At 37.5% G+C, this 26,643-nt stretch carries 25 protein-coding genes and 1 other annotated feature; of the genes, 8 read left to right on the forward strand and 17 right to left on the reverse strand.

Features of this window, described 5'->3' with window-relative positions; genetic code table 11:
* Positions 1–39 precede the first annotated feature (39 nt).
* The 5 genes from AC4NPH_RS11410 to AC4NPH_RS11430 all read left to right on the forward strand — a co-directional run bounded on the left by AC4NPH_RS11410 (position 40) and on the right by AC4NPH_RS11430 (position 3,373).
* Positions 40–630: a CYTH domain-containing protein gene (locus AC4NPH_RS11410; RefSeq protein ID WP_029324774.1), complete on the forward strand. Its 591-nt coding sequence runs from the start codon at positions 40–42 to the stop codon at positions 628–630.
* Positions 631–634: 4 nt separating this feature from the next.
* Entirely contained in the window at positions 635–1,324 is a 690-nt protein-coding gene (locus AC4NPH_RS11415) for a lytic transglycosylase domain-containing protein (protein ID WP_013055434.1), read from the forward strand.
* 286 nt (positions 1,325–1,610) lie between these two features.
* A complete protein-coding gene (locus tag AC4NPH_RS11420) occupies positions 1,611–2,021 on the forward strand; it encodes a globin domain-containing protein (protein WP_013055433.1) in 411 nt (136 codons plus the stop codon).
* 26 nt (positions 2,022–2,047) lie between these two features.
* A complete protein-coding gene (locus AC4NPH_RS11425) occupies positions 2,048–2,899 on the forward strand; it encodes a ClpXP adapter SpxH family protein (RefSeq protein WP_013055432.1) in 852 nt (283 codons plus the stop codon).
* Between the two features lie 294 nt (positions 2,900–3,193).
* Positions 3,194–3,373 (forward strand): hypothetical protein, encoded by a 180-nt coding sequence (locus AC4NPH_RS11430; protein ID WP_013055431.1) that lies wholly within the window; start codon positions 3,194–3,196, stop codon positions 3,371–3,373.
* A gap of 31 nt (positions 3,374–3,404) precedes the next feature.
* Here AC4NPH_RS11430 and pepF read toward each other — a convergent pair whose 3' ends face one another.
* The 4 genes from pepF to mecA all read right to left on the reverse strand — a co-directional run bounded on the left by pepF (position 3,405) and on the right by mecA (position 9,099).
* The gene (gene pepF, locus AC4NPH_RS11435) at positions 3,405–5,222 is read right to left on the reverse strand and encodes an oligoendopeptidase F (protein ID WP_063670553.1); all 1,818 of its coding nucleotides are present in this window, start codon (positions 5,220–5,222) and stop codon (positions 3,405–3,407) included.
* A 163-nt stretch (positions 5,223–5,385) separates the two neighbouring features.
* Positions 5,386–6,567, reverse strand: coding sequence for a competence protein CoiA (locus tag AC4NPH_RS11440; RefSeq protein WP_029324772.1), 1,182 nt, complete (start codon positions 6,565–6,567; stop codon positions 5,386–5,388).
* A 119-nt stretch (positions 6,568–6,686) separates the two neighbouring features.
* Positions 6,687–8,204, reverse strand: coding sequence for a cardiolipin synthase (cls, locus tag AC4NPH_RS11445; RefSeq protein ID WP_013055428.1), 1,518 nt, complete (start codon positions 8,202–8,204; stop codon positions 6,687–6,689).
* A 214-nt stretch (positions 8,205–8,418) separates the two neighbouring features.
* Positions 8,419–9,099, reverse strand: a complete 681-nt coding sequence (mecA, locus tag AC4NPH_RS11450; protein ID WP_013055427.1) for an adaptor protein MecA — start codon at positions 9,097–9,099, stop codon at positions 8,419–8,421.
* Between the two features lie 360 nt (positions 9,100–9,459).
* Between mecA and AC4NPH_RS11455 the strand changes: the two genes are divergently transcribed.
* The gene (locus AC4NPH_RS11455) at positions 9,460–10,125 is read left to right on the forward strand and encodes a TerC family protein (protein ID WP_013055426.1); all 666 of its coding nucleotides are present in this window, start codon (positions 9,460–9,462) and stop codon (positions 10,123–10,125) included.
* A gap of 96 nt (positions 10,126–10,221) precedes the next feature.
* Here the strand turns inward: AC4NPH_RS11455 and madM are convergent, their stop codons facing one another.
* The 7 genes from madM to AC4NPH_RS11490 form a co-directional block, all read right to left on the reverse strand.
* The gene (gene madM, locus AC4NPH_RS11460) at positions 10,222–10,983 is read right to left on the reverse strand and encodes a malonate transporter subunit MadM (protein WP_013055425.1); all 762 of its coding nucleotides are present in this window, start codon (positions 10,981–10,983) and stop codon (positions 10,222–10,224) included.
* The gene (gene madL, locus AC4NPH_RS11465; RefSeq protein ID WP_013055424.1) at positions 10,980–11,393 is read right to left on the reverse strand and encodes a malonate transporter subunit MadL; all 414 of its coding nucleotides are present in this window, start codon (positions 11,391–11,393) and stop codon (positions 10,980–10,982) included. Before madL ends, madM begins: the two co-directional genes overlap by 4 nt.
* A gap of 195 nt (positions 11,394–11,588) precedes the next feature.
* Positions 11,589–12,485 (reverse strand): LysR family transcriptional regulator, encoded by an 897-nt coding sequence (locus AC4NPH_RS11470; RefSeq protein ID WP_013055423.1) that lies wholly within the window; start codon positions 12,483–12,485, stop codon positions 11,589–11,591.
* 201 nt (positions 12,486–12,686) lie between these two features.
* Positions 12,687–13,085 (reverse strand): transcriptional regulator SpxA, encoded by a 399-nt coding sequence (spxA, locus tag AC4NPH_RS11475; RefSeq protein WP_013055422.1) that lies wholly within the window; start codon positions 13,083–13,085, stop codon positions 12,687–12,689.
* Between the two features lie 418 nt (positions 13,086–13,503).
* On the reverse strand, positions 13,504–14,910 hold the full coding sequence (locus tag AC4NPH_RS11480; protein ID WP_013055421.1) for an amino acid permease: 1,407 nt from the start codon (positions 14,908–14,910) through the stop codon (positions 13,504–13,506).
* 259 nt (positions 14,911–15,169) lie between these two features.
* Entirely contained in the window at positions 15,170–15,370 is a 201-nt protein-coding gene (locus tag AC4NPH_RS11485; protein WP_171843207.1) for a hypothetical protein, read from the reverse strand.
* A 58-nt stretch (positions 15,371–15,428) separates the two neighbouring features.
* Positions 15,429–16,793, reverse strand: a complete 1,365-nt coding sequence (locus AC4NPH_RS11490; RefSeq protein WP_491938718.1) for an amino acid permease — start codon at positions 16,791–16,793, stop codon at positions 15,429–15,431.
* A gap of 451 nt (positions 16,794–17,244) precedes the next feature.
* Here AC4NPH_RS11490 and AC4NPH_RS11495 point away from each other — a divergent pair, with 451 nt between their 5' ends.
* Complete coding sequence (locus AC4NPH_RS11495) at positions 17,245–17,820, forward strand: GNAT family N-acetyltransferase (protein ID WP_013055419.1); 576 nt, start codon at positions 17,245–17,247, stop codon at positions 17,818–17,820.
* Between the two features lie 283 nt (positions 17,821–18,103).
* On the opposite strand, the gene AC4NPH_RS11500 is transcribed toward AC4NPH_RS11495, so the two are convergent.
* The 5 genes from AC4NPH_RS11500 to AC4NPH_RS11520 form a co-directional block, all read right to left on the reverse strand.
* Entirely contained in the window at positions 18,104–19,021 is a 918-nt protein-coding gene (locus AC4NPH_RS11500; protein ID WP_029324759.1) for an ABC transporter ATP-binding protein, read from the reverse strand.
* Position 19,022: 1 nt separating this feature from the next.
* The gene (locus AC4NPH_RS11505) at positions 19,023–20,093 is read right to left on the reverse strand and encodes an ABC transporter ATP-binding protein (RefSeq protein ID WP_013055417.1); all 1,071 of its coding nucleotides are present in this window, start codon (positions 20,091–20,093) and stop codon (positions 19,023–19,025) included.
* A gap of 14 nt (positions 20,094–20,107) precedes the next feature.
* Positions 20,108–21,034 carry an ABC transporter permease gene (locus tag AC4NPH_RS11510; protein ID WP_013055416.1) on the reverse strand — a complete coding sequence of 309 codons (927 nt, stop codon included), beginning with the start codon at positions 21,032–21,034 and terminating at the stop codon, positions 20,108–20,110.
* 2 nt (positions 21,035–21,036) lie between these two features.
* Positions 21,037–21,972: an ABC transporter permease gene (locus AC4NPH_RS11515; protein WP_013055415.1), complete on the reverse strand. Its 936-nt coding sequence runs from the start codon at positions 21,970–21,972 to the stop codon at positions 21,037–21,039.
* A 97-nt stretch (positions 21,973–22,069) separates the two neighbouring features.
* Positions 22,070–23,716 carry a peptide ABC transporter substrate-binding protein gene (locus AC4NPH_RS11520; RefSeq protein WP_013055414.1) on the reverse strand — a complete coding sequence of 549 codons (1,647 nt, stop codon included), beginning with the start codon at positions 23,714–23,716 and terminating at the stop codon, positions 22,070–22,072.
* Between the two features lie 666 nt (positions 23,717–24,382).
* Positions 24,383–24,587, forward strand: a binding site (T-box leader).
* 76 nt (positions 24,588–24,663) lie between these two features.
* On the opposite strand from AC4NPH_RS11520, the gene trpS reads away from it, so the two are divergent.
* On the forward strand, positions 24,664–25,653 hold the full coding sequence (gene trpS, locus AC4NPH_RS11525; RefSeq protein WP_491938719.1) for a tryptophan--tRNA ligase: 990 nt from the start codon (positions 24,664–24,666) through the stop codon (positions 25,651–25,653).
* Between the two features lie 27 nt (positions 25,654–25,680).
* Here trpS and AC4NPH_RS11530 read toward each other — a convergent pair whose 3' ends face one another.
* On the reverse strand, positions 25,681–26,430 hold the full coding sequence (locus AC4NPH_RS11530) for a YjbA family protein (RefSeq protein WP_013055412.1): 750 nt from the start codon (positions 26,428–26,430) through the stop codon (positions 25,681–25,683).
* Between the last annotated feature and the right edge of the window lie 213 nt (positions 26,431–26,643).

The following is a 26,643-nucleotide window of genomic DNA, read 5'->3' on the forward strand; positions in this document are numbered from 1 at the left end:
GTGCCTTACCAAAAGACCTAAATTAAAAGGATGATTTCATTGAAACAAGAAATTGAAATTGAATTTAAAAATATAGTAACGAAAGAAGAGTTTGATCGTCTCCGCTCACACTTTCAACTAACTGAAGATCAGTTTGTTTCTCAAGAAAACCACTATTTTGATACACCTGCTTTCTCATTAAAAGACTGCGGGGCTGCCCTGCGAATTAGAAGCAAAAAAGATAAGTCCGTTCTCACGCTCAAACAGCCTCATCAAGAGGGTCTTTTAGAAACACATGAAGCATTAACAAATGAACAAGCTAAAGAATTGCGAGATGGCAGCGCCAAGATTCCGTCAACAATTCAACAGCTTATTACTGATTTACAAGTCGATAGCCATGCGCTAACTTATTTTGGCACTTTGCGTACAAGTCGAGCAGAAATTCCATATAAAAACGGGTTACTTGTACTCGATCATAGCTTTTATCTAGGTGCTGAGGATTATGAACTTGAATACGAAGTAACCGATGCCAATGAAGGAGCAAAATATTTTGAGCAATTGCTTACGGAGCTTGATATTAAAAAGAAACCAACGGAAAATAAAATTCGACGGTTTTACAAGCGAAAGTATACGTTAATGGATGGAGAATAAATTCATGAGCATGAATATTAACAATTACATGTCTTCCGTTCAATTTCCTGGAACTCAGCCATTTTCAGTTAACAACCAGATGCCAACAGCTAACGTGATGCTTGGTACAACTTTACTCTCTGTATTTGCTCAGCTTTTTCAAGACTACGTCAATCAAGAGCCTCAAATGAGTACCAATCTTTACTTGAAGGCAGCGCAGATGTTTCCATCTACGGCGGTTCAAATGCAGTCCGAGCCATCTATTTCTTCCTCAAGTAAGGCAGCGGCTTCAAATGCTGCCTTACCTGCACAAAAAAATGAAACGGCAAAGGCCAGTTCTCAGGATGTACAAACGATAATTACAGAAGCAGCTGCACGCTACCAGCTGGATCCTAAACTTATTCGTTCTGTTATTAAACAAGAATCAAACTTTAATCCATCTGCCAAAAGTTCTGTAGGAGCGGCTGGGCTTATGCAGCTAATGCCAGCAACCGCTAAAGCTCTTGGTGTAGAAGATCCGTATGACTCCAAGCAAAATGTGTTTGGAGGAGCCAAATATCTTCGACAAATGTTAGATAAATACAACGGAAACGTGAAATTAGCATTGGCGGCCTATAATGCTGGACCAGGTAACGTTGATAAATACGGCGGAGTACCCCCTTTTCAGGAAACGCAAAAATATGTAAATAAAATTATGTCTTCTTATCTTGTGTAAATGAGCCAAAGCATTCGCCACTCGAACATGGAATGGCTGTAGTTTGTCGAGGTTACACTATATAAATAGAAGGAAACGTTTGTGAAAGTATTCCTTTGTTTCTCATAATTAGTGATTTGCCACAGCATCATAGACTTTTCTTATGTAAAATTCGACTTTATCTCTTTTCCAGTAGAAGAAGTAAGCGGATAGTTTGAGTTAACGAAATGACACTGCTAAAATTAAGGAAAGTAAAAAACACCAAAGAGTTAAGACGTATATTTCTTATAACAAAGGAGTTATCAACATGAGAGAAAAAATCCACTCCCCTTACGAATTATTAGGCGGTGAACATACGATTTCAAAACTTGTTGATGCTTTTTATACACGCGTTGGACAACATCCTGAGCTCGCGCCAATTTTTCCTGATGATTTAACAGAAACAGCACGAAAGCAAAAGCAATTTCTGACACAATATTTAGGAGGGCCTTCGTTATACACTGAAGAGCATGGTCACCCTATGCTGAGAGCTAGGCATCTTCCTTTTGAAATTACACCGTCAAGAGCCAAAGCCTGGCTGACATGTATGCATGAAGCAATGGACGAAATTAATTTAGAAGGCCCTGAGAGAGATGAACTTTATCATCGTCTTATTTTAACTGCCCAACACATGATTAATTCACCGGAACAGACAGATGAGAAAGGATTTTCACATTGAGTAATCTAAATAGCCAATACCCATCCTTGCATCAGCTTTGTCAAGGTTCAAATAAAAAACCGCTTGAAATCTATGTATTTGTTGACCCTCTTTGCCCGGAATGCTGGGCACTCGAGCCTATTCTAAAGAAGTTACAAATAGAATATGGTCAGCTGTTATCCCTCAAGCATGTGCTTGGCGGAAACTTACAGCAATTAAATATTGGAGCACAGCAGAAATTTGAACATATTGCAAAATCGTGGGAGAAAACTGGAAGCCGCTCCGGTATGTCATGTGACGGCAATCTGTGGCTTGAAAACCCAATCGATACTCCTTACGCTGCATCAATTGCGATTAAAGCGGCCGGTCTGCAAGGAAAGAAACAGGGCATTCGCTTTTTGAGAAGACTTCAAGAAGTAGTATTTTTAGAAAAACAAAATGTTACAGAAGAATCTGTCTTAATACAATGTGCAAAACATGTGGGGCTAGATGTTAATGAATTTGTAAAAGATTTGCATTCAGATTACGCTGCGAAGGCCTTTCAATGTGATTTAAAAATCACGTCGGAAATGGATGTCGATGAAATTCCAACTCTTGTGTTCTTCAACGAAAAAGTTGAAGAAGAAGGCATTAAGATATCAGGATACTATTCGTACGAAACATATGTACACATCATTAAAGAGATGTTAGAAATTGACCCAGATCCAGCTTGTCTTCCGCCTCTTCGTTCATTTTTAAGCTATTTTCAATTTGTTGCTTCAAAAGAAGTTGCGGTTGTGTATGGTTTATCATTAGAAGAGGCTGAAAAAGAATTGAAAAAACTTCAGCTTCAGCAAGTGGTTGAGAGAGTTCCTGTCAAATACGGCACCTTTTGGAGAAGTACTGAAAAGAGCTGTTAATCATTAAATGTTGATGCTTATCCTAAGCATCAAATAAACAAAAAAGACTTGGCTTTCGCCAAGTCTTTTCGTTTGTCTTAAGACAACAAGGGGATGGGAGAAATTTTTCACGGTCAAACAAAGGGGTATATGTTTGTTTTGTGATAAACTTCACGATTAATACTATAGCAAATTATGTCGACTTTTGGCAACCCCTTTTTTCAATTTTATTCACTTTTTTATAAAAAAACTTCATAAACAGCCAGATTCACTCATATAGTACAACCAATTATGCTTTTAATAGAGGTGTTAACTATGAAAATTGCTGGAATTACTCTAGGGGTTGTTATTCTTTTGGTTTCTTTTTTATTCTATATTTTATCTCTTATGCAGCTTGTTCCTCTCATTATCGCAGGCCCTCTCTTATTTTTAGCTATTCTTATTATTTTTACATTGCTTAACAATCACAACAAATTTCGAGGATTTAAAAAATGAAGCAGGATACAGCTCCTGCTTCATTTTAATTTTATTGATTTAATAAACGTTCCATTTCCGTTAATTTCTCTTCAAATACAGCTAGCGCTTCTTCAATAGGCTGAGACGTTGTCATGTCTACTCCTGCTTTTTTCAACACTTCAATTGGATAATCAGAGCTTCCTGACTTTAAGAAACCTACATAGCGCTCAACAGCTGCATCTCCTTCTTCAAGGATTTGCTTGCTTAATGCCGCTGCTGCACTGAACCCTGTAGCATATTGATAAACGTAGTAATTGTAGTAGAAATGCGGAATACGAGCCCATTCTAATCCAATCTCTTCGTCAATTACTAAGTTGTCTCCAAAATACTTTTTATTTAAGTCATAATATAATTTTGTTAATAATTCAGGCGTAAGCGGCTCTCCGTTTTGAGCACGCACGTGCACATCGTGCTCAAATTCAGCAAACATCGTTTGACGGAATACCGTACCGCGGAATCCTTCTAGATAATGGTTAAGCAAGTACAAGCGCTGCTTTTCATCATCAATCGTTTTTAGTAAATAATCGTTTAGAAGCGCTTCATTACACGTTGAAGCTACTTCTGCCACAAAGATTGAATAATCTCCGTAAGGATATGGCTGCGTTTTTCTTGTGTAATAACTGTGTACAGAATGGCCAAATTCATGGGCTAGTGTAAACAAGTTATTTACATTATCCTGCCAGTTCATTAAGATATAAGGATTGGTGCCGTACGTTCCTGAAGAATAAGCACCGCTTCGCTTGCCTTTGTTCTCATGAACGTCTACCCAACGGTTTTCAAATCCTTCTTTTAACACGTTAAGGTAGTCTTCACCTAGTGGTTTCAGGCCTTTTAAAATATAATCTTTTGCTTCTTCATAGGTTACTTCCATTTTTACGTCTTTTACTAAAGGCGTATAGAGATCATACATATGAAGCTCTTCAATTCCCAATACTTTCTTACGTAAATCAATATATCGATGCAATAAATGCAAATTATCGTTCACTGTTTTAACTAAGTTATCGTATACTTCTTCTGGAATGTTATTTGTGCTAAGAGCTGAGTGACGAGCTGAATTATAGTGACGAACGCGGGCGCTAAAATTATCTTTCTTCACCGTGCCGCTTAACGTACTTGCAAACGTATTTTTAAATTTACCGTACGTTTCGTACACCGCTTTAAACGCTTCTTTTCGTACGCGGCGATCGCTGCTTTCTAGGAAACGAATATAGCGCCCGTGCGTAATTTCTACTTCTTCTCCATTTTCATCTTTAATGGAAGGAAATTCTAAATCTGCGTTGTTTAACATTCCAAACGTGTTGCTTGAAGATCCTAGCACTTCAGAAGCCTGAGCAAGAAGCGCTTCTTCGCTTTCTGATAAAATGTGCGGACGCTCGCGAGTAATTTCATCTAATGCATGAGCATATAACTTTAGCTCTTTATGTTCCACCATGTATTGTTTAATTTTTGATTCTTCAATAGACAAAATTTCTGGTGTTACATACGATAGTGCACTTGCAATTTGGGTATAAAGTGTTTTGATACGATCATTTAACCCTTGATAAAAAGAGTTAGTGGTATCTTGATCGTAGCGCATATGAGCATATGTATAAAGTTTACTAACGCGCATTGTGAGCTCGTCTTGCTCTTGAAGAGCGTCGTATAAAGTTTGAGCGGACTCTCCAAGTTTCCCTTTGAATTTTTCCATTTGCGGAATAAGAGCTTTTACTTCTTCAAATTCTTTTTCCCATGCGTCATCTGAAGCAAAAATATCCTCTAGTTTCCACGTATCTTCTACTTTTATCTCGCTTCTACTTGGTAACTTTTTTACTTTTGATTGTTCACTCATGGTCATCCCTCCATCTTTTTCTACCTGTCTATAACTGTTCGCTTTTTCTAAGGCGAATCCTTTTTATTTCTTTCGTTATTGTATGTTGTTTTAAAAGAATTAATCAAAAGTCAGTACGCTTTTGAAAAAAGGATTCTTTCTTAAGCGTACTGATTTTCAGTGATTATGTCACTTCTTTTGCTTGATTTAACCACCTTTTCATCATTTGTCCATCTTCTAAAAAAGCATCAGATGTTTGCTTTGGAATCGTGTAGGGCCTTCTGATTTTGTATACCCCAGAAGTTATATACGTTAGCATCCCTAGCCGGCATAATACCTCTATATACTCAAACAGGGGCTGTTCCACAGCAACAGGGGCCATCGGCAAAGACCGAAATACAATATGCCTCTTACGAATTCTGTAGAGCCATAGCCGGCCTAACTCTTTTTCTGTAACTAAATCCCCTACTTGCTTCTGCTGCATTAAATCGAGAAGCAGCCACGTTTGCCATATAGTAGCAGACGTTTCAACCATGTATAAAGAAGGCAGCGGCATGCCTGCTTCTGCTGGAATATGGGAGGGAGGAATATTATTTTCATAAAGAGCGTGTAAAAAAGGCTGAAGCTTCTGATTAGGATAGAGGATATAATGCGTTCTCCATGCCTTCTTTTTCTTTATCCATGAAGAGAAAAATTGAGGTTGTGTATGTGTAGAAAAAAGATCATGAAAGGTATGCTCGTGAGGAGAGAGCACGACAAGCTGTGCATAACAAATCTGAGATGAAAAAGGAATAAGATGTTCAAGTTTCAACAGTTGATTAGTAGAAGGTGAAAAATAAAGAAGTGTGGGCGTATAATCGGAAAGAGTAAGAAACTGCCACTCTTGAAAAGAAAGTTGATACATATAAGTGGATAAGCGCTTCATTCTTTTTGCCCCCATAATCCAAAGGGGCATATAATTTCCTTTCTCATAATGAATAGAACGTTTGGTTAGCGCTGAGGAAGATAAGGAAGCACATTGAAATTCGATTGCATATTTTTGCGAGGGCGTATCTACAAGAAGATCTGGACGCTGCATAATGTCAGGAAGATAACTTTCTAACTCGACTTCAAGATGAGAACTAAACCAGTGAAACAGCTTTCGTTTTCCGTCGAGATGATAATCTGTTTCACCTTCATGCTGAGCGACGCATGTTTTTTTCAGGTGAGCAAAATGAGGGATTTTTTTTGTACCTGCCTTTAACTGTACAGGGGATTGACAAGAGGGACAGTAGAACTGCTTTTCTTTTTTCCACAGCTTAAGCTGTTCAAGCGAAAAGCGCTGAGCTAGTGAAATGAGGCCTTCTTCTGTTTGTGCAACTAACAATCGTACATTTCTCCTTCCTATAGTAGCGAGCTATATCCTTGTATTCGACACCTTTCTACTAAACCCTTTTCTTTCAGAAAAAAACCACATTACAGCATACGCAATGTGGTTTACAGCGATTATAATAGCGGTGAAAGCAAACGGGCTGTTGATTCAAATAGCCGCTGTATAAATGGCCGCTTTTCAAAGTCTTTAAAGTGAAGCTCATTAGTTTCTTCTAAATCTTGCATATATTCATATACAAGATTTTGAGTACTAGCTGTGCGATATAAAAAAGCATTTACTTCAAAATTCAAATGAAAGCTTCTCATGTCCATGTTAGCTGTTCCAATAGAGGCAATTTCTCTATCAACAATCACAATCTTGCTGTGCATAAATCCTTTTTTATACTCGTAAATTTTCACACCTGCTTCTAGCAGCTCCGGAAAATAAGAGCGTGATGCATGAAAAACAATTTTTTTATCGGGCTTCTGAGGTACAAGAAGCCTTACATCTATACCGCTTAGAGCAGCTACTTTGAGGGAAGTAAAAATATCTTCATCAGGTATGAAGTAAGGAGAAGCAATCCAAATGGACTCTTTCGCAGACGTAATCATCGAAAAAAATAAGTGTTTGATAATTTCCCACTCACGGTCTGGTCCGCCAGCAATCATTTGAACACCGCCGCACTTTTCCATATCAATGTCAATTAAATCCGGCGATAGATACGTTTGAGTAAGCATCGTCTGACCTGTCATATAATACCAGTCTTGCAAGAAAATAAGCTGCAATGAACGGACTGCCTCACCCTTCACCATCAAATGGGTATCTCTCCAAAAGCCAAAATGCCGACTTTTCCCGAGATATTCATCACCAATGTTCAAACCTCCTACAAATCCAATTGTTCCATCAATGACTACAATTTTACGATGATTACGGAAGTTGATTTTATTATTGAGAAATGGAAGTCTGACCGGCAAGAACGGAATCATTTCTACGCCCGCGTTTCTTAACTCGTGAATATAATGCGGTGAAAGCTGAAAACTGCCCACGGCATCATACAAGAAACGTACATAAACTCCTTCTTGTACCTTCTGAATTAAAATATCTTTAATTTGTTCTCCTAAGTGATCATGTCGTACGATGTAATACTCTAAGTGGATATGATGCCTTGCATGCTTTAATGATTCCATAATTTCGTGAAACGTCTCTTTTCCATTCGTCAATGCGCGCGTATCTGATGAAAAAGAAATTGGACTCTTGCTAAGCCTGACGGCTAGCTTCAGCATTTGCTTTCTACTGGTGCCCAACTGCTCAAAGTGATTTTCTAATATACCGGAATCTCTTTCCATCTTTAAAAGCACCTGTTCATCCAGCTTTGCTTTTTTAGCAAATAAACGCCGTTTTCGCGTATTGCGTCCAAATAACAAATAAAAAAAGAACCCTATTACCGGGAAACCGCCTAATACTACGAGCCACGTTAGCGTTTGAGTTGGATGACGGTTTTCTAATGAAATAACAAGACCGATGAAAACAACACTAATCGTAATTAAGATACTTAGCACGCCAATAAATTTACCGTCCCAATACCCTTTTGTAAAATAAAGCAAAGCAATAATACCAATAACAAAAATTAAAAGCTGTAATCTATTTTTCAACTTGTTTTCACCTATCCTAAAACCAATCTTTCATCATTAATAACAGGTCTCTATGCCGTTATTATCCTCAAACTTGTTATTTTAACACTACACTTTCCCGTGTAGGAAGCAGCCGCCTGCTTTTTCCACCTATATTGTTCGATATGAGCGGAGAGCATTTCCAAAAAAGAGGGCAAAACAAAGACCGATTTCATATACATGAAATCGGCTGCTATTATCGTAAAGGAAAATACTGCTTTACTTGTTCAAGTGCATTTTCACTGATTAATTCTTTTCCATATTCCATTAAACGATGAACGGTTACATTTGATTCATTTGCATATTCTAAAATGATACTTAAAATGTTATCAATTTCAGCTACAAAGTCTTCATCATCTGTAAACTCAACGTATAAATAATATTTTCCTTCAAACACGTACATGCTGTTGATAATATCATCTAACTCTAAATGGTGACTTAAGGAAATTAAATGTTCTAAGTCTTGAAAGCGTGCGACGAACTGTAGCCCTTCGTCTTCTATAATTTCTTCTTCAAAATCAGCTTTTTTATTTTGATTCGCTTGATGATCAAGCAACGCTTCAATTTTTCCATCTACAGGGATATCGATTTTATCATTTTCACCAACAGGTACTTCGAACTTTTGACCGTCTTTTGAAACTTGTGCTCTTGTTACAATAACCTCTAGCCCCTTCTCAAGCGCATGTACTTGAATCCAAAGAGGACCTTCTGCTACAAACTCTTCTTCTTGATGAATTTCGTCCATCATCTCCCAGAATAGCTCTTCACTGCGCTCTCGGCTAAACCAAATTTCATTGCGATCAAATCCACGTTCTTCAATATCTACGTAAGTGACAAAGAATTTTACTGTGTTTTCATTAATGCGTTCGATTTCCATTATCATCTCTCCCTTCGGAAAAATCAGTGAAGGTAATCCGGCCATTTCGAACATTACCCCTAAACGATGAAGGGACTATTTTACCCCCGTGTTAAAGCAATATTACATGTACTTTCTCACTTTGTAAAGCATTCTAACTTGGGATATACAAGCATACACTATTTGAGTGAACCTTGTATATCTATTTTATGACAAAATGCGAAAGAAAGGAAATAAAAAATACTCTGACAACTCATAGCCACCTTACACCTTACTTTGTTATATACATAATCTCTTTACCCTATGAACGCTTTTTGTTAAAAATGAACACAGATAAAGCAATATGAGCTACTTATCCTTACATATTGGGAGGGAAGACTATTGGATTTAGAATTAATAACCTCCATTCTTCTTATTATCGGTATCGATATTGTATTAGGTGGAGACAACGCTATTGTTATTGCCTTAGCAAGCCGCAACTTACCTGAATATCAGCGAAATAAAGCTATTTTTTTAGGGACTGGCTTAGCTGTGATAGTTCGCATTGTACTTACTATTTTAGCTGTTTATTTACTAACTATTCCTTACTTGCAGCTCATAGGCGGTTTTTTATTAGTGATCATTGCCTTTAAGCTTCTTGTATCAGAAGGTGATGATGCATCTTCAATCCGTGCAGGTGTGACATTAGGCGCCGCTGTAAGAACAATTGTATTTGCTGATATTGTAATGGGACTAGATAATGTAATAGCTGTAGCAGGCGCAGCTCATGGAAATATTATCTTGGTTGTCACCGGATTACTCGTATCCGTCCCCATTATTGTTTGGGGAAGCAAGCTCATTTTGTATTTGATGGAACGATTTCCCCTGCTCGTTTATGGTGGGGCAGCTATTTTAGCTTATACTGCTGGAAATATGATTGGACATGAAAAGAACTTACATTCATTCTTTGCAGACCATACATCTCTAGGAACATTTATTCCGTTTATAACAATTGCTGTTGTGCTGATAAGCGGCATGGTTGTTAATAGCTTTCGTTCAACTAAATGATAAAGAAAAGGCCATACTAAACATTTTTATTTAGTATGGCCTTTTCTTTAGTTTAATGAGCACAGCAGTCTTTTATTCATAAAACACTTTGTACACTTAAAAAATAATCTCTGTGAGTAAAAAAAGAATAGATGGTACGAGTAAGCAACCAAGACCTGTATAAAATGTAGCTGTCATGGCTCCATAAGGTACAAGTTTTACATCTGTCGCGGCTAAACCAGCTGCTACACCGCTCGTCGTCCCCATAACTCCTCCATAGATCATTGCTGTACGAGGGTTGTTTAATTTGATTTTCTTAGCAAATATCGGTGTCAAAATCATAACTGAAATGGATTTAATTAGTCCTACAGCTATACTTAACGCGATAATATCAGAAGAGGCTCCAATCGCAGTTCCAGAAACCGGCCCCACAATATAGGTCACGGCTCCTCCTCCGATTGTGGTCAAAGCAACGGGATCTCTATATCCAAAACAAAGAGCAATAATTACACCTATTACAAAGGAATAGAAAACCCCAAAAAACAAGGCCGTAATCCCGCTGATTCCCGTTTTTTTGACTTCGCTAAAATTGGCGCCGAACGCAGTAGCAATAATGGCAAAATCTCGCAGCATCCCTCCGCCCATTAAACCAATTCCTGAAAATAACTGTATATCAGAAATTCCTTTCTCTCCTCCTGTGTTCACTCCACCGATATAAGCAAGGATTAATCCAAACATAATAGCAATAGCAGATCCGTGAACTCTTCCTTTTGTTAATTTATCTGATAAAAAATAAGCAATATACATGACACTCCCAATAATAGCAAATGCCGTAATCAGCCCGTTATTTTCTAATCCTTCTTTGATCATATTCATCATTTGATTTGCTCCTTAGGTAAAATAGAAAGCTCTATTTCTTGTTCTTTCACCTTCGCTTTCTCTCCTATTCTGCTGATAAATGGTATGGATAAAAAGCCTACTACGACTACTACCACCCCTGCAAGAAGCGCCATGCCTCCTCCATCAAGAGCAGCTACAACATTTTGCTGTGCAGACATTGCTACCACGATAGGAATATAAATACCTCCCCAAAAAGCAATGCCTTCTTCGGATTTTACTTGGAGCTTATTTTTCTTCTTTAAATAATCCACCGCTAATACAAGAAGAAGCATGGATACCCCTACTCCTCCAACGTTGGCTTCGACTCCCATCAGCCCTCCTAATGCGTCCCCTACAATTACCCCTATCAACATGCAAATAGACAGCAGCGCTACACCGAAGATTATCATATTACTTCCTCCCCACTCCATCATTGAAAGCGTTTACTTTCTGGTTTAAAAATAGTGTAAAGGAAAAAAGTTGAATAACCTATGCATTTTTAGTTATATACTTATATCAAAAATGACATAATGCAGTTTTTCTCTACTGTTCACTTTAGGTTTATTCGAAAAAGAAATAAAAATCATGACATTTAGTCATGATTCTTATATGTATTCACGAGGCATACCGGAGGGTAAATGTTTAAAATAATCAATCACAAACTGCCTGAAGATTTGTTGTAAATCCGTCACGTAGCCTCCGTTGTTCCAAGCTAAAAAGATAGTACGTTCAAATGTTCCCTCTTCAATTTTCAGCAGTTTTACATCTTTGCCTGTAGAACCTCCCCAAGTTACTTCAGGAATAAAACCTATTCCTTGCTTCGCTCTAATCAAACCTCTTACTGTTGCTGGATCATCGCTTTCAAACGTAATTTGAGGTACAAAATTCTGTTCCTTACAAATTACATCCGTTATTTTCCTTAGCTCTTTTCCTTTCTTTAGCACAATGAATTTCTCATTTTTAAGTTCATTTAACTTTACACGTGATTGCTTGGCCAAAGGATGATCAAGAGGCACTGCAAGCAAAATCGATTCACGAAGCAAAGGAGTATGTTCGATCTGACGGGTTGTTAATGGAAAAGCTGAAATACATAAATCAAAATCAGGCTGTGAATTAGAATTAGTCAAATGCTGCATCAGTCGAAAACGCACCTGAGGATATTGCTCACGAAATCTGCTTAATAGCTCTGGAAGTAAATGTGAACTAGCTAATACAACAAGGCGAATTTCTTCACATGGGTCGTTCGACATATCCTTTAGCTCGTGCTTTGCGTCTTCCAATGTTTTTAAAGCAAGTTCTACTTTGGCACAGAATGCTTTACCATACCGATTTAATTTAATGTATTTACCGTTTCGATCAAACAAACGAATGCCTAGCTCTTTTTCTAACTGTGAAATCGTTTTGCTGAGTGCAGGCTGAGATACGTATAGCTCTTCGGCCGCTTTACTGATATGTTCTAGTCTAGCAACTACTTGGAAATATTTTAGCTGTAAAAGCTCCAATCCGTTCACCACCACTTTTATATGTTTAAATACTCTCTTTCTTTACTAATTACATATATACTTCATTTCCCCTGCTATTTCGACAAAAAATAAGCAGCAGAGGCCATTTGGCTCCCTGCTGCTTATTTTTTATATACCAACTTCAAGCAAACGTTACTTGGTTGGTTTCTTATTTAAATCTTAAACAGACAAATATAAAAATTAACCATTCACAAGTCTTTGAGCTTCGCGAAGTTGGAAAGTACGCACTTTACGTGGTAAGAAACGACGGATCTCGTCTTCATTATAACCAACTTGTAGACGTTTTTCATCAATGATAATCGGACGGCGCAATAAGCCAGGATTTTGCTGAATTAATTCATACAAATCTTGCAAAGGCATAGCGTCTACCTGAACGTCTAGTTTTTGGAAAGTTTTCGAACGTGTTGAAATGATTTCATCTGTTCCATCTTCTGTCATACGTAAAATTTCTTTAATCTCGTCGATTGATAACGGCTCTGAAAAGATATTACGCTCTGTATATCCAATATCATTTTCCTCTAACCAAGCTTTCGCTTTACGACAAGATGTACAACTTGGTGATGTATATAATGTAACCATTTACTCCTTCACTCCTTCTATCATAATCGGTCATAACATTTAAAACATGAACTGTAAATCATGTTGTTTTATACAAACTTCAACGAGTGTAAATATTTAATGACTGATAATGAAAATCGATACTACTTTATAATTACTTTTAAAAAATAATATCTATTTGCATTATACTATAAACTTCATCGGAATGATATACTTTTTGAAGCGAACTAGTACATTAGTTCGTTCCTTCACTGTCATTATTTTCATTGCCGATTTTCTTCATTATTTATTTACCACACTACTATTACGAATAAACCTGTAGATTAGTTTCATTTTTTTATTATTTTTTTCTTTTACAAATTCCTCAAATTTTTCAGTCACTAAAAAAGCCTTGCAGAAGAACTGGCTTTTCTGCAAAGCTTTTGAGATAACCTCTTATTTATTTAATAGCTGATGTGCTGCTTTTTCCTCGTCTCATTAAGATAGGATACAGTAACAGCCCGATTACAAATAAGCCAATACCTAAGAAAAATGTTTTTAAATCAGCTGTCCCTGTCTTAATCACCCAAAGTGAATAAATAAGTGCTAACGAGGCAATGATTCCGTCTTTTACTCGCGATCCTTTAATGATATCGTACGTCTCACCCGTCACAATAAGCTTTAATTGATAAACTGTCGTCACGAAATAAGGAACTAAATAAGCGAGAGTAGCTACAACAATAGCGAAATTATAGGCTTGCGAAACTGTACCTGAAATAGTCGCAAACAAAAACAACTGTGTTAAGCCATTTGTTAATGTTAGTGAGCGGGCTGGACTATTGTTCTGATTTGTTTTAGCAAACCACTGTGGAAACAACCCTGATTTTGCTGCTTGATAAGGAACTTCTGCACTAACAACAATCCATCCAACAGTAGAACCTAATAAAGAAATAAGTGCTAAAATGGCCATTACGTAAGCACCTTTATGTCCAATCACCATTTCTAACGTATCTACCAAAGGTTTTTGAGACTGCTGAAGCTGAGCTGTTGAAAGAATCCCCATAGCTAGAAGCGTAATCCCCACATAGATAACCATTGAAATCAATAATCCAAGCAGCGTTGCTTTCTTCACTACTTTTTGTGATTTTGCACGGTTAGATAACAGTACAGCCGATTCAATTCCGATAAACGCCCACAGCGTAGCAATGGCTGCCCCATTGACCTGACTTCCCAATCCTACATTTATACCCTTTGAATTAACAAATTCTGTACTGACCAGGTTGGATGCGCTAAATAGCGATAGCGCTACAACAATAAATAAACCGAATCCAATAATTTTAGCTGCCGTTGTGATAAAGTTAATATTACCGGCGCTATTAATATCTCGCTGCAAAATAGCTTGAATTCCCCATAGGACAATAGAACATACTAAAAACGTAATGAATTTTCCAGCTTCTAATTGAAAATTTCCGACTGAAAATAAAATATCCTTACTCTCCATTACTGGAAAGAACGTTGTTAAATATCCCGCAAACGATATGATGACAGATGCTGTTGCAGCCCAGTTAGCTGCCCAATAGCCCCAAGCCATGCTATACCCTGCTACTTTACCTGCTTTAGGCGATGAAAAAAGATTCGCTGCATAACTTTGAGGCCCTCCTTTTAATTCGGGCTTTCTCATGACTAAATTCCCGAATACAAGAGCAATCATGAATACGCCAAGACCTGTTGCAATCCAAGCAAGTGTTGAACCGATTGGACTTGATACGTTTGCTAAATTAGAAGGAAGCATAAATACTCCGCCGCCTACCATATTACCAACTACAAAGGCTGTTAAAAACCAAAGTCCCCATTTTTTATCTTTCATTTGCTCTGTCTCCTTTTGCTTTCTAAAAGCTTAAACTTTTGAGATAGAAAGCTCGATGCTAATCTATTAACACGTAAAAATTATTTGTTTCTTCATTCATCTCTTCATTTGTTTAACAATATAATATATTAGCACACTAAAGCAAAAAGTGAAATAATAAATCCTTCATTTTCTTTTGGAAAAAAATGCGGCTGGGACACAACTACATCAATCTAAAGGCGAACAAATGGGATATATGAGTTCGTATGGATCCCGCTTGTTACACCGCTGCTGATTTCCGTGCAAGACTTCGCTTTCCGCGGGCGGTGAGCCTTCTCGTTGCTTCCGCTCCTGCGGGGTCTCGCTTTTCCCGCAGGAGTCTTCGCCTTGCCCTCCAATCAACAGCTAGAAGCCCTACATACAGTAAACCTACGTTCACCATCACCATAAAAAAATCCGAACGAGTTGGATTCTTAATCAAGAATTCAACTCGTTCGGATCTTTCTTCAACGAAACTACTTTTGTCCGAGCCTCATTTTTTATCTTTTATGAAAACCTTTTGAATAGTAGACAACAACCAATAAAATAAACCATATCGGACCTACAATAAGGGCTATTCTTGTATCAGAAGAAAAACCCATCACCACTACTACTCCCGCTAAGAAAGCAAGAGAGATATATGACGTATACGGGAAGAACGGAAGCTTATATTTTAAATCACTTACTTGCTGATCGCTTAATCCCTTGCGGAAGCGAATTTGAGAAAGTAAAATAATTCCCCATGTCCAAATTGCTCCAATAGTGGCAATACTCGTCACCCACGTGAACACCTTATCAGGAACAACATAGTTTAAGCCAACTCCGATTAGCAGTACAACAGCTGAAGCAATAACTGCTGCACCAGGCACGCCGCCTTTTGTTAAGTTAGCATAGCGTTTTGGAGCTTCTCCGTGCTGAGCTAAATTAAATAACATACGGCCCGTACTAAAAATTCCACTGTTACAAGAAGATAAAGCCGCTGTTAACACTACAAAGTTTATAATCCCTGCTGCAGCGGGTATTCCAGCTTTATCAAATGTTAAAACAAATGGACTTCCTTGTGTTCCAATCTCTGGCCAAGGATAAATAGACATAATAACAAACAAAGCTCCGATGTAAAAAATCAAAATTCTCCACAGTACATTATCAATTGCTTTTGTTAGTGTTTTTTCCGGATTTTTCACCTCTCCTGCTGTTACCCCAATCATTTCAATACCAAGGTAAGCAAACATAACCATTTGAAGTGATAAAAGAACACCTTTCATACCATTCGGGAAAAAGCCCCCGTGACTCCATAAATTACTGATTCCTGTTGCAATACCGCCATTTCCAATTCCAAAGATAATCATGCCCAGTCCCAGCACAATCATAAGGATAATCGTTACTACTTTAATAAGAGAAAACCAAAACTCTAGTTCGCCATATGCTTTTACAGCTAAAAAGTTAACCCCTGTCATGATAACGAGTGCTGCAAGTGCCCATATCCACTGAGGTACACCTGGGAACCAAAACTCCATATATACTCCAACAGCTGTAATTTCAGCCATACATGTAATAATCCACATAAACCAGTAGTTCCAGCCTGTTAAATAACCAGCAAGTGGCCCTAAATAATCGTTAGCATACTTACTAAAAGAACCGGCTACTGGATTTTGTACTGCCATTTCACCTAACGCTCTCATAATAAAAAACATAATAAGACCATTGATTCCATACATGATAAGAATACCAGGACCCGCTAACCGAATAGCGGATGCAGAACCTAAAAACAGTCCAACTCCGATAGCTGCACCTAAAGACATTAAGCTAATATGTCTTTCCTCAAGTCCACGGCTTAATTCTTTTTCTTGCGTGTTCCCTTGCATAATTCTCTCTCCTAACATATCCATTTCATTTAATAGCGATAGCGGCTACTTGTATAGTATTAACTTATTTTTCAGCCAAATAATTCTAGGCAGTGTATGTACTAATAATCTGATATTGCAAGTTTCACACCTTCACTTTTACCGCTATCACATCTATAAAATACAATATTAAAAAAACTTCACTTTGTTCATTTTATCAAAAATCACAAAAAATGCGATAGTTTTTTGTGATTTTCACAAATAAACTTACGATCGAAATATAATAAAAACCATTTTTTACATTATATGTTCTTACCTCACTATAATTATCTAACTATTAAGAATAATCAATCGATTATTCTTCTATATTTTCAATTATAGATGCTTACTTTTCCCTAAAAAGGGTAAAGATAAGATAACTGTTTAAACACTATTATGAACATCATCATGAAACGATCAGTAGGAGGGTGCTATGAATTGGTATGAAAAACTAAGTCAATATTTTCCCATTGAAGAAATGAAATCAAAGAAGCATATCGAAACGCTTTTACAAGAACGCAGCGATATTTATCATAAAAATGAAGGACCTCACCACGTATTAATGTACGTGGAAACAGACCAATTTATCTTTATTGATTACCTCTTTGTTTCAAAAGACGCTCGAGGTCAAGGGCTTGGTGGTAAATTAATTGATGAGTTAAAACAGCATAACAAACCAATTATTTTAGAAGTAGAGCCTGTAGACTATAAAGATTCAGACTCAGCAAAACGACTGCATTTTTATAAACGTGCAGACTTTAAGCATGCTCAAACAATTGGCTATAACCGCCGGTCATTAGCTACAAATGAAATTAACCAGATGGAAATTCTATACTGGTCTCCTACCTCTGAAACAGAGGAAAGCATTTTAAATAAAATGAAAAAAACGTACGAGTTAATTCATACGTACAAAGACAAAGAAATATATGGTGCGTCTTATCAGCCGGCAGATCAAGTGCTAAAAATTGACAAAAATCGTAAAGATGGCGATATCTTAGCAGATTTATAAAAAGAAGGTAGACATGCGTCTACCTTCTTTTTGTATTTTTTGAATTATTATTCAAAATAAAACATTATTAATCACTTATATTCCTTTAGTTATAAGGTTTATACATAGATATTTTGTCTTAAATATAAAATTCTGAAAATTTTTAATAGTATTTTTCAATCCTTTACTGTATAATACCTGTAAAGCGCTAATGTTACTTGTTCTTACATGTTTTTTGCAACTTGAAGCTTAGTGTTCTTTGATAACTAAATAAAAAAACGACCTCGTTGTGAGATCGTTTTTGTTATGTTGTATATGTGGCAAACTCTGCTTGAGAACAAGACACGTAGTGACCTGGAGATACTTCTCTAAGCTCTGGTTCTTCACCGTTATAGTCATGGATACTTGGATCATAAATTTTGCGCTGACGCGTTTTTTCACTGTCAGGATCGGGAAGCGGAATAGCTGAAAGCAACGCTTTTGTATATGGATGAACAGGGTTTCGATAAAGTTCATCACTTGGTGCAAGCTCTACAATCTTACCTCTGTACATAACGCCGATGCGGTCACTGATGTATTTTACCATTGACAAATCATGGGCGATAAATAAATATGTTAGTCCACGTTCACGCTGTAACTTCTTCATTAAGTTAACAACTTGAGCTTGTATAGACACGTCCAAAGCTGAGATTGGTTCATCTGCGATGATAAAATCAGGTTCTACTGCCAGTGCTCTTGCGATACCGATACGCTGACGCTGGCCGCCACTAAACTCATGTGGATAGCGATTTGCATGTTCTTTGTTAAGCCCCACTGTTTCAAGAAGCTCGTGAACCTTTGCCATACGCTCCTTTCTCGTCTTAGCTAAACCGTGAATATCAATGCCTTCTGCTATGATATCTGCTACGGTCATACGAGGGTTAAGCGACGCATATGGATCTTGGAAAATCATTTGCATTTTACGATTGAATTTTTTAAGCTCTGAGCGAGATTTGCGACCATGTACATTTTCGCCATTAAATAGCACCTCACCGCTAGTAGCGTCATATAAACGAATAATCGTTCTGCCTGTCGTTGACTTTCCGCAACCGGATTCACCTACAAGCCCTAATGTTTCTCCGCGGAAGATGTCAAACGTCAGACCATCAACTGCTTTAATTGTTCCTTTACTTGTGAAAAAATGTTGCTTTAAGCCTTTAATCTCTAATAATTTATCTGTCATGTTATTCACCATCCTTCGCTACGAGTACAGGTGTCCTGTATACATTATCAACTTTACGCATGCGGCGTTGAACTGAAGCAGGCGGCTCTACTTTTGGTGCATCGGGATGTAACAGCCATGTTTTCGCATAGTGCGTATCAGATATTTTGAACATTGGAGGTTCTTGCTCAAAATCGATTTTCATTGCGTATGGATTTCGCGCTGCAAATGCATCTCCTTTTGGAGGATTCGTTAAATCTGGCGGCGTTCCAGGAATAGCAGCCAGCTCTTCTTCTGCCTCGTTATCTAAGCTTGGCATAGAAGCTAGCAGTCCCCACGTATACGGATGTTTTGGATCGTAAAACACTTCATCCACTGTACCCATTTCAACAATTTGACCAGCATACATAACGGCTACTCGATCTGCTACATTTGCTACTACACCAAGATCATGGGTAATAAAGATAATAGATGTATCCGTTTTTTTCTGAATGTCTTTCATCAATTCTAAAATTTGAGCTTGAATTGTTACATCAAGCGCCGTTGTTGGTTCATCAGCGATCAATAGCTTCGGATTAGAAGCAAGAGCCATCGCAATGACAACACGCTGTCTCATCCCGCCGCTGAATTCATGCGGATATTGATTCACACGCTGTTCTGGAAAAGGAATTCCTACAAGCGTTAATAACTCGACTGCCCGTTTTTTTGCTTCTGCTTTAGACACTTTGGAATGCTTGATTACGACTTCACCAATTTGAGCCCCAACTTTCATCGTTGGATTTAAGGAAGTCATCGGATCTTGGAAGATCATACCGATATCTTTACCGCGAATAGCTTCCATTTCTTTATCCGTTTTCTTAGCTAAATCAATGCCGTCAAACAGCATTTCGCCGCTTTTGATTCGGCCAGGAGGCATCGGAATAAGGCGCATGATCGTTTGTGAAGTTACACTTTTACCAGATCCTGATTCACCAACAATTGCTAAAGTTTCACCTTTATTTAAGTGGAAGTTAACGCCGCGAACAGCTTGAACTTCTCCGCCATATGTTTTAAATGATACAGCTAAATTTTTTACTTCTAATAAACGTGACATATGAGTTCACTTCCTTACTTACGTAGTTTTGGATCTAACGCATCTCGTAATCCATCACCAATTACGTTGAACGCTAAGATTGTTAAACAGATAAACAAACCTGGGAAAAATAAGCGCCAAGGATAGTATTCCAAAGCAGGTAAGCCTTCTGAAGCCATTGTTCCCCAGCTTGCAAGCGGTGCCGGAACGCCTAGTCCCAAGTAGCTTAAAAATGCTTCTGTAAAGATTGCTGAAGGAATCGTTAGTGTCATTGTTACTAAAATTGGACCTGTTGCGTTAGGAATAAGATGTTTAAATAAAATACGTTTTGTTGTTGCTCCTAATGTTTGTGAAGCCATTACGTACTCTTGATTTTTCAACTGCAATACCTGTCCACGCACAATACGGGCCATGTTAATCCAGCCGGTAATGGTCATCGCTAAAATCATCGTGCCTAACCCTTGGCCAAGCATAACCATTAAAATAATAACCAGTAAAAGGTAAGGAACACCATATAAGATATCCGCAACACGCATCATTGTTTCATCCGTACGGCCGCCGCGGTATCCAGAGATGCTTCCCCAAACTACGCCGATGAATAAATCAATTAAAGCTGCTGCTAACCCGATAAATAATGAAATACGAGCGCCTTCCCACGTACGAGCAAAAACATCACGCCCTAATTCATCTGTACCGAACCAGTGCTCAGAAGATGGAGCCTGATTAGCATTCAGTAAATCATTGGTTGCATAATCATATTTCACCATCAATGGACCAAATATAGCCATAAAAACAAGGAGAACCATTAGTACTACACCAAACATAGCAAGCTTGTTTTTGCGAAAACGAATAAAAACATCTTGCCAGAATGAAAGACTCGGTTTTTCAATCTTTTCTGCCTGAGCGCGGTCAATCCCTGCTGTTTCAAACATTTCTTTAGGAATTTTCGGAAGTTGCTGCATAGTTACTCTCCTTTCTTAGCACCTGTAAGTTTAATTCGAGGGTCAATGAAGCCGTATGCAATATCTACAAGCAAGATACAAAAAAGTAGTAAAATACTGTAGAACACCGTTACGCCCATAATCGTTGTGTAATCTCGGTTTGAGATACTGAGTACAAAGTGTGAACCTAATCCCGGGATACCAAATATTTTTTCAATAACAAAGCTACCCGTTAAAATCCCTGCTACTAAAGGTCCCATATAGGATACGACTGGAAGCATCGCATTTCGCATGGCGTGCTTAACTGTAATAACGCCTCTGCTTAAACCTTTTGCTTTCGCTGTACGAATATAATCATTGCTTAATACTTCAAGCATACTCGAACGAGTTAATCGTGCGATAAATGCCATAGGGGTTGAAGCAAGCGCGAGAGCTGGTAACACCGTGTGTGCCCAAGATTCCCAGCGTGCAACCGGAAAAATTTGTAGTTTCATAGCCAGAACGTATTGTAATACCGCTGCCATGATAAAACTCGGAACTGAGATTCCTAGAACTGCAATAACCATCGCCGTGTAATCTTGCCACTTATTATGTTTTAAAGCAGCAATAACACCAAGTACTACACCAATAGCAATTGCTATTAAAATAGCTTCCATCCCTAGCATGAATGAAACAGGGAATCCTCCGTTAATCAAATCATTTACCGTTTGGCCTTTATATTTGAAAGATGGACCAAAATCCCACTTTAAAATTGATGTTAAATAATCAAAGTACTGATGGTACCAAGGCTGGTCTAAACCGTAATACTGATTTAGATTTTTTTGAATTTCAGGGGGAAGCTGCTTTTCTGATGTGAATGGACCTCCTGGAACAGCACGCATTAAGAAAAAGGTCGCTGTTACGATCAGCCATAATGATAGAAACATATAAATAAGTCGTTTTCCTATATATTTGAACACCCTGACACACCTCCATATTTTTACAAAATTCGCGCACAAGAAAGAAAAGTATATGGAGCACCAGGCCCCATATACCCTTTGTCACAATTGATGTTACTTACTCAAAATGAGCCCACTTAATCTGAATGTCTCCAAGTCCAGACATCACAACATCTTTCAGCTGCTTGTCTTGTACCCAAGCATTTGTGTAGAAGTAGATTGGTGCCACTGGCATTTCATCCATGAAGATACCTTCTGCTTTTTTCAACATTTCCAGACGTTTTTTAGGATCTGTTTCTTTTTGAGAGTCAATTAATAACTTTTTATATTCTGGGTTTTCCCAGTTTGTATCATTGTTTCCGCCTTTTTTATCACGGAACAATTCTAAGAAGTTGATTGGATCGTTAAAATCTCCTAACCAGCCCATACGTCCAACTTGATAATCTCCTTGGTGTAACTTTTCAATGTAAACAGCCCACTCAGAGTTGTCTAACTGTACTTTAATGCCAAGGTTTTTCTTCCACATATCTTGAACAGCTTGTGCAATTTTTGCGTGTTTTTCATCCGTGTTGTATGAAACCTTAATTGCTGGTAGTTCTGAAGCATCTTTAAGGCCCATTTCTTTCAAGCCTTTTTCTAAATATTCTTTTGCTTTTTTCACATCATTGTCTTTGAAGTAGCCTTTTTTGTTATCTTCAAACATTGTTGGTGGTACAGCCGCCATCGCTGGAACTGAACCGTCTTTTGTAATTTGTTCTGTAATACCTTTACGATCAATTGCATAAGCTAATGCTTTACGAATGTTCACATTGTCTAAAGGTTTTTGTTCTGTATTAAACTTGTACCAGTAAGTACCTGCAATCTCTTGAATGTTTAATGAACCGTCTTTCTTTAATTCAGGAAGTGCATCAGCCGGTAATTGACCAGTAGGCATACCCGCCCAGTCTAATTCACCGTTTTTGAACATTGAAAGTTCAGTATTGTTATCATTGATCATGTACATTTCAACTTTTTTAAGTTTTACAGCATCTTTATCCCAATAGTTTTCATTAGGAACTAACTCGATTTTGTCATTATGTTTCCAAGTTTTAAGCTTGAAAGGACCGTTTGACGTATAGTTTTCGCCTGCATTTGTGTACCATTTTTCATTTGATTCAGCAATTTTCGTATTCACTGGGAAGTACGTATAGAAAGCTGTTAATTCTAAGAAATATGGCGTTGGGTTTTCTAATGTTACCTCAAGCGTTTTATCATCTGTTGCTTTAACGGCAACATCATCTAATGAACCTTTTCCTTCATTGGCAGCTTGTGCATTTTTAACATAGTATAATTGATATGCATATTGAGATTCGTTTTTAGGATCTAACGCCCATTTCCATGCATATTCGAAATCTTTTGCTGTTACAGGGTCACCATTTGACCATTTTGCATCGTCGCGAATAGTAAACGTATATTTAGTTTGATCATCGCTGACCTTCACATCTTTCGCCATTGCATTTTCAGGTTTTCCATCTTTACCGATACGAGTTAAACCCTCAAATGTTTGTAATAATACGTTTGATGACGTTGAATCATTAGCTAAGCCTGGGTTCAGTGAAAAAGGCTCAGTTTTAATGTTTACGCGAAGCTCTTGCTCTTTCTTCTTGTCGCCGCCATCACTGCTAGCATTTTCACTGCCACCAGATTCTTTGTTAAATCCACATGCAGCTAAAAACAAGCTCATTACAAGCAGCAAACTGAAAAGAATCGACAACCTTTTCTTCATTGCGTGTTACCCCCTATTAAATTTTGTTTGTGTGGCAACCATATTTTTTTGATATGTACTAATTTCTTAATCCTCTTTCAATACAAAATAATCAGTTATTTTTTCGCGTAGTAGAGCATTAAAGACCTCACTGCAAAATTATTCTTCTACCCTATGAAACTGTCATCAATTGTTTACATGCTGTAAATCCAATGTATGCGCTTAATATGTAGAAGACTCATTCATTACAAAATTCGCTAATTGAAACAAAACATTGTCTATTTTGTGTTTTCTGAAAACTTAAGAAATTGTAATACCTTTGTAAAAAATATGTTTGTTACGCCTATTATAAATATTTTAAAAATTTATTGCAATACTATTATTTAATGGTATTTTTTTGTCACGAGGGAAAAAACCTTATCTTATAAGGATTGTGCCTACTTGTCAGACGTCCAAAATCTTTTTTGTAGTATAGGTATTACAATAGTATTACAAAGCCATTAGAAATACTAAATAAAAGATTTTTACCAAATCCTCCACCAAATTTTCATTAAGAAATGCTTTAATTAAAAGGTTCTTGTCTTTTTTTGCCGCTGAAAAATTCCAGTAAATTGTCTTATAAAACTTTTTAGCGATAAGATGTTTAAATTCCTGCTTTTTCGCGTTATAATAACGAATAACTATATAATTAAAGCTGTGAAAAAGAGTAGTATGCAGAATTTTCATTTTTAGAGAGTTTGTGGCTGGTGAGAACAAACATTGAAACCTGCAGAATGGACTTTGGAGCTTTCAAGTGCAAAGCTTGAACGTTGACCTCAACGTTATATGAATAAAGATAGTTCACAATTATGTGTGCTAATTAGGGTGGCAACGCGGTCCATTCGCCCCTAGCTTATGCTAGGGGCGGATGGGCCTTTTTATGTTGTATCCGTAAATTAGCATCATATATGTGCAGATGAAAGGAAGATTTGATGAAAACAATTTTTTCAGGTATTCAACCAAGCGGTACAATCACTTTAGGTAACTACATTGGAGCGATGAAGCAATTTGTTGAACTTCAACATGACTATAACTGTCATTTTTGTATTGTAGATCAGCATGCGATTACAACGCCTCAAGATCGTTTAGCACTTCGTAAAAACATTCGCAGCCTTGCTGCTCTGTATGTAGCAGTAGGAATTGATCCAGCAAAATCGACTTTATTTATTCAATCAGAAGTTCCCGCCCACACAGAAGCGGGATGGATGCTACAGTGCGTAGCGTATATCGGTGAACTTGAACGTATGACTCAGTTTAAAGATAAGTCCGCTGGAAAAGAAGCAGTATCAGCAGGATTACTAACTTATCCTCCATTAATGGCAGCTGATATTCTTTTATACAACACCGATTTGGTTCCAGTTGGTGAAGATCAAAAGCAGCATTTAGAATTAACGCGTGATTTAGCTGAACGCTTCAACAAAAAATACAATGATATCTTCACTATTCCTGAAGTACGTATTCCAAAAGTGGGCGCACGCGTCATGTCTCTTCAAGATCCTACGAAAAAAATGAGCAAGTCCGATCCAAACCAAAAAGCTTTCATTACGCTCTTGGATGACGCAAAAACAATTGAAAAGAAAATCAAAAGTGCCGTAACGGATTCAGAAGGTATTGTTCGCTATGATAAAGAAAATAAGCCAGGTATTTCAAACTTATTAAGTATTCATTCAATCCTAGCCAATAAATCGATCGAAGACATTGAAGCAATGTACGAAGGCAAAGGTTATGGTGACTTTAAAGCTGACACAGCTAAAGTAGTAGCTGAAGCACTCGCTCCAATTCAAGAAAGATATTATGAATTAGTTGATTCTAGCGAGCTAGATGATATTTTAGATCAAGGTGCCGATAAAGCAAATGCAACGGCTAATAAAATGCTTCGCAAAATGCGAAACGCAATGGGAATTGGCCGTAAACGTTAAAAAAACGACTGCTATGCAGTCGTTTTTTTAATTAACTTTTGGCTCTTGTTCAATTTCCCAAAGTTTTTCAAAGAAAGGTTGTCCTTTTACTAAGCGCTCGCATAATAATTTATGCTTCGGTGACCACCCTGACTTCGTTTCATCGTATAGCTGATTCCATACGTCTTGAAACGACATCTCTTGAATGTCTTCGTACTTCGTTGGATTCCACTCTGTGTACCAGTAGCGGATTTGAGCTGTATTTTTTGTTGTATGTAGCTGATCAAGTGCCATAAATAACAGCTGTTTTAGCTGACGTTCTTTACGTGTTAGTCCTCTCATCGTTTCAGGAGACGGCGAAAGAATATGATGCTCTTTTTTATTCAGCTCGTCTTCACTGAACTTATATTCTAGCTCTTCTTGATCCGCAATCATCTCATAGACTAACTGTTCTTGTCTTGGAATTAAGCGGCTTTTTCGAATCGGAATATGATATCCCATCGTATCAATTGCTAAAATATTCGTTCCATCTGTAACGATAAAACAATATTCAACCTGCGTGCGTTCATGATTTTTCCGAATGTATGCTTTCTGATAGACATCTTGTAGTAGTTGTTGAGGTAGCTCGGAAAGATCATTTTCAATGTAATGAAATAAAAGCGGATTTACTTTTAATAACGGTGCTTGATCGAGCAGTTCTACACAATCGTCTTTTCTCCACTCATGGAAATGACACACATTATAACCGTTTTCTTCGCCTTCAAACCAATTAACCCATACATCATGAAGATATAGCATAATTTACCCCTCACTTACTATCTGTTTGTTATCCATCAGTATAGGCAGAGAAAGGAATTTTTATTCCAAATGATGTTATTTTTCTAAAAATCAATTGTAAAATGCCTTCGTTTTTGGCTATTATTCAAATGCACTTATTTCGAAGCTCAGATATAACGCCAGTGCTAATGATTACTAAAGGCTTCATGAGCTATATCCACCCCTATAAGCAGA

The organism is Priestia sp. MDV22-iso46 (assembly GCF_058629175.1).

What these genes read in the sequence shown, in the direction of transcription:
- AC4NPH_RS11415 (WP_013055434.1), top strand. Translation starts at nt 635, where the DNA reads ATGAGCATGAATATTAACAATTACATGTCTTCCGTTCAATTTCCTGGA.
- AC4NPH_RS11420 (WP_013055433.1), top strand. Translation starts at nt 1,611, where the DNA reads ATGAGAGAAAAAATCCACTCCCCTTACGAATTATTAGGCGGTGAACAT.
- AC4NPH_RS11430 (WP_013055431.1), top strand. Translation starts at nt 3,194, where the DNA reads ATGAAAATTGCTGGAATTACTCTAGGGGTTGTTATTCTTTTGGTTTCT.
- pepF (WP_063670553.1), bottom strand. Translation starts at nt 5,222, where the DNA reads ATGAGTGAACAATCAAAAGTAAAAAAGTTACCAAGTAGAAGCGAGATA.
- mecA (WP_013055427.1), bottom strand. Translation starts at nt 9,099, where the DNA reads ATGGAAATCGAACGCATTAATGAAAACACAGTAAAATTCTTTGTCACT.
- madM (WP_013055425.1), bottom strand. Translation starts at nt 10,983, where the DNA reads ATGATGAATATGATCAAAGAAGGATTAGAAAATAACGGGCTGATTACG.
- madL (WP_013055424.1), bottom strand. Translation starts at nt 11,393, where the DNA reads ATGATAATCTTCGGTGTAGCGCTGCTGTCTATTTGCATGTTGATAGGG.
- spxA (WP_013055422.1), bottom strand. Translation starts at nt 13,085, where the DNA reads ATGGTTACATTATATACATCACCAAGTTGTACATCTTGTCGTAAAGCG.
- AC4NPH_RS11480 (WP_013055421.1), bottom strand. Translation starts at nt 14,910, where the DNA reads ATGAAAGATAAAAAATGGGGACTTTGGTTTTTAACAGCCTTTGTAGTT.
- AC4NPH_RS11490 (WP_491938718.1), bottom strand. Translation starts at nt 16,793, where the DNA reads ATGCAAGGGAACACGCAAGAAAAAGAATTAAGCCGTGGACTTGAGGAA.
- AC4NPH_RS11495 (WP_013055419.1), top strand. Translation starts at nt 17,245, where the DNA reads ATGAATTGGTATGAAAAACTAAGTCAATATTTTCCCATTGAAGAAATG.
- AC4NPH_RS11500 (WP_029324759.1), bottom strand. Translation starts at nt 19,021, where the DNA reads ATGACAGATAAATTATTAGAGATTAAAGGCTTAAAGCAACATTTTTTC.
- AC4NPH_RS11505 (WP_013055417.1), bottom strand. Translation starts at nt 20,093, where the DNA reads ATGTCACGTTTATTAGAAGTAAAAAATTTAGCTGTATCATTTAAAACA.
- AC4NPH_RS11510 (WP_013055416.1), bottom strand. Translation starts at nt 21,034, where the DNA reads ATGCAGCAACTTCCGAAAATTCCTAAAGAAATGTTTGAAACAGCAGGG.
- AC4NPH_RS11520 (WP_013055414.1), bottom strand. Translation starts at nt 23,716, where the DNA reads ATGAAGAAAAGGTTGTCGATTCTTTTCAGTTTGCTGCTTGTAATGAGC.
- AC4NPH_RS11530 (WP_013055412.1), bottom strand. Translation starts at nt 26,430, where the DNA reads ATGCTATATCTTCATGATGTATGGGTTAATTGGTTTGAAGGCGAAGAA.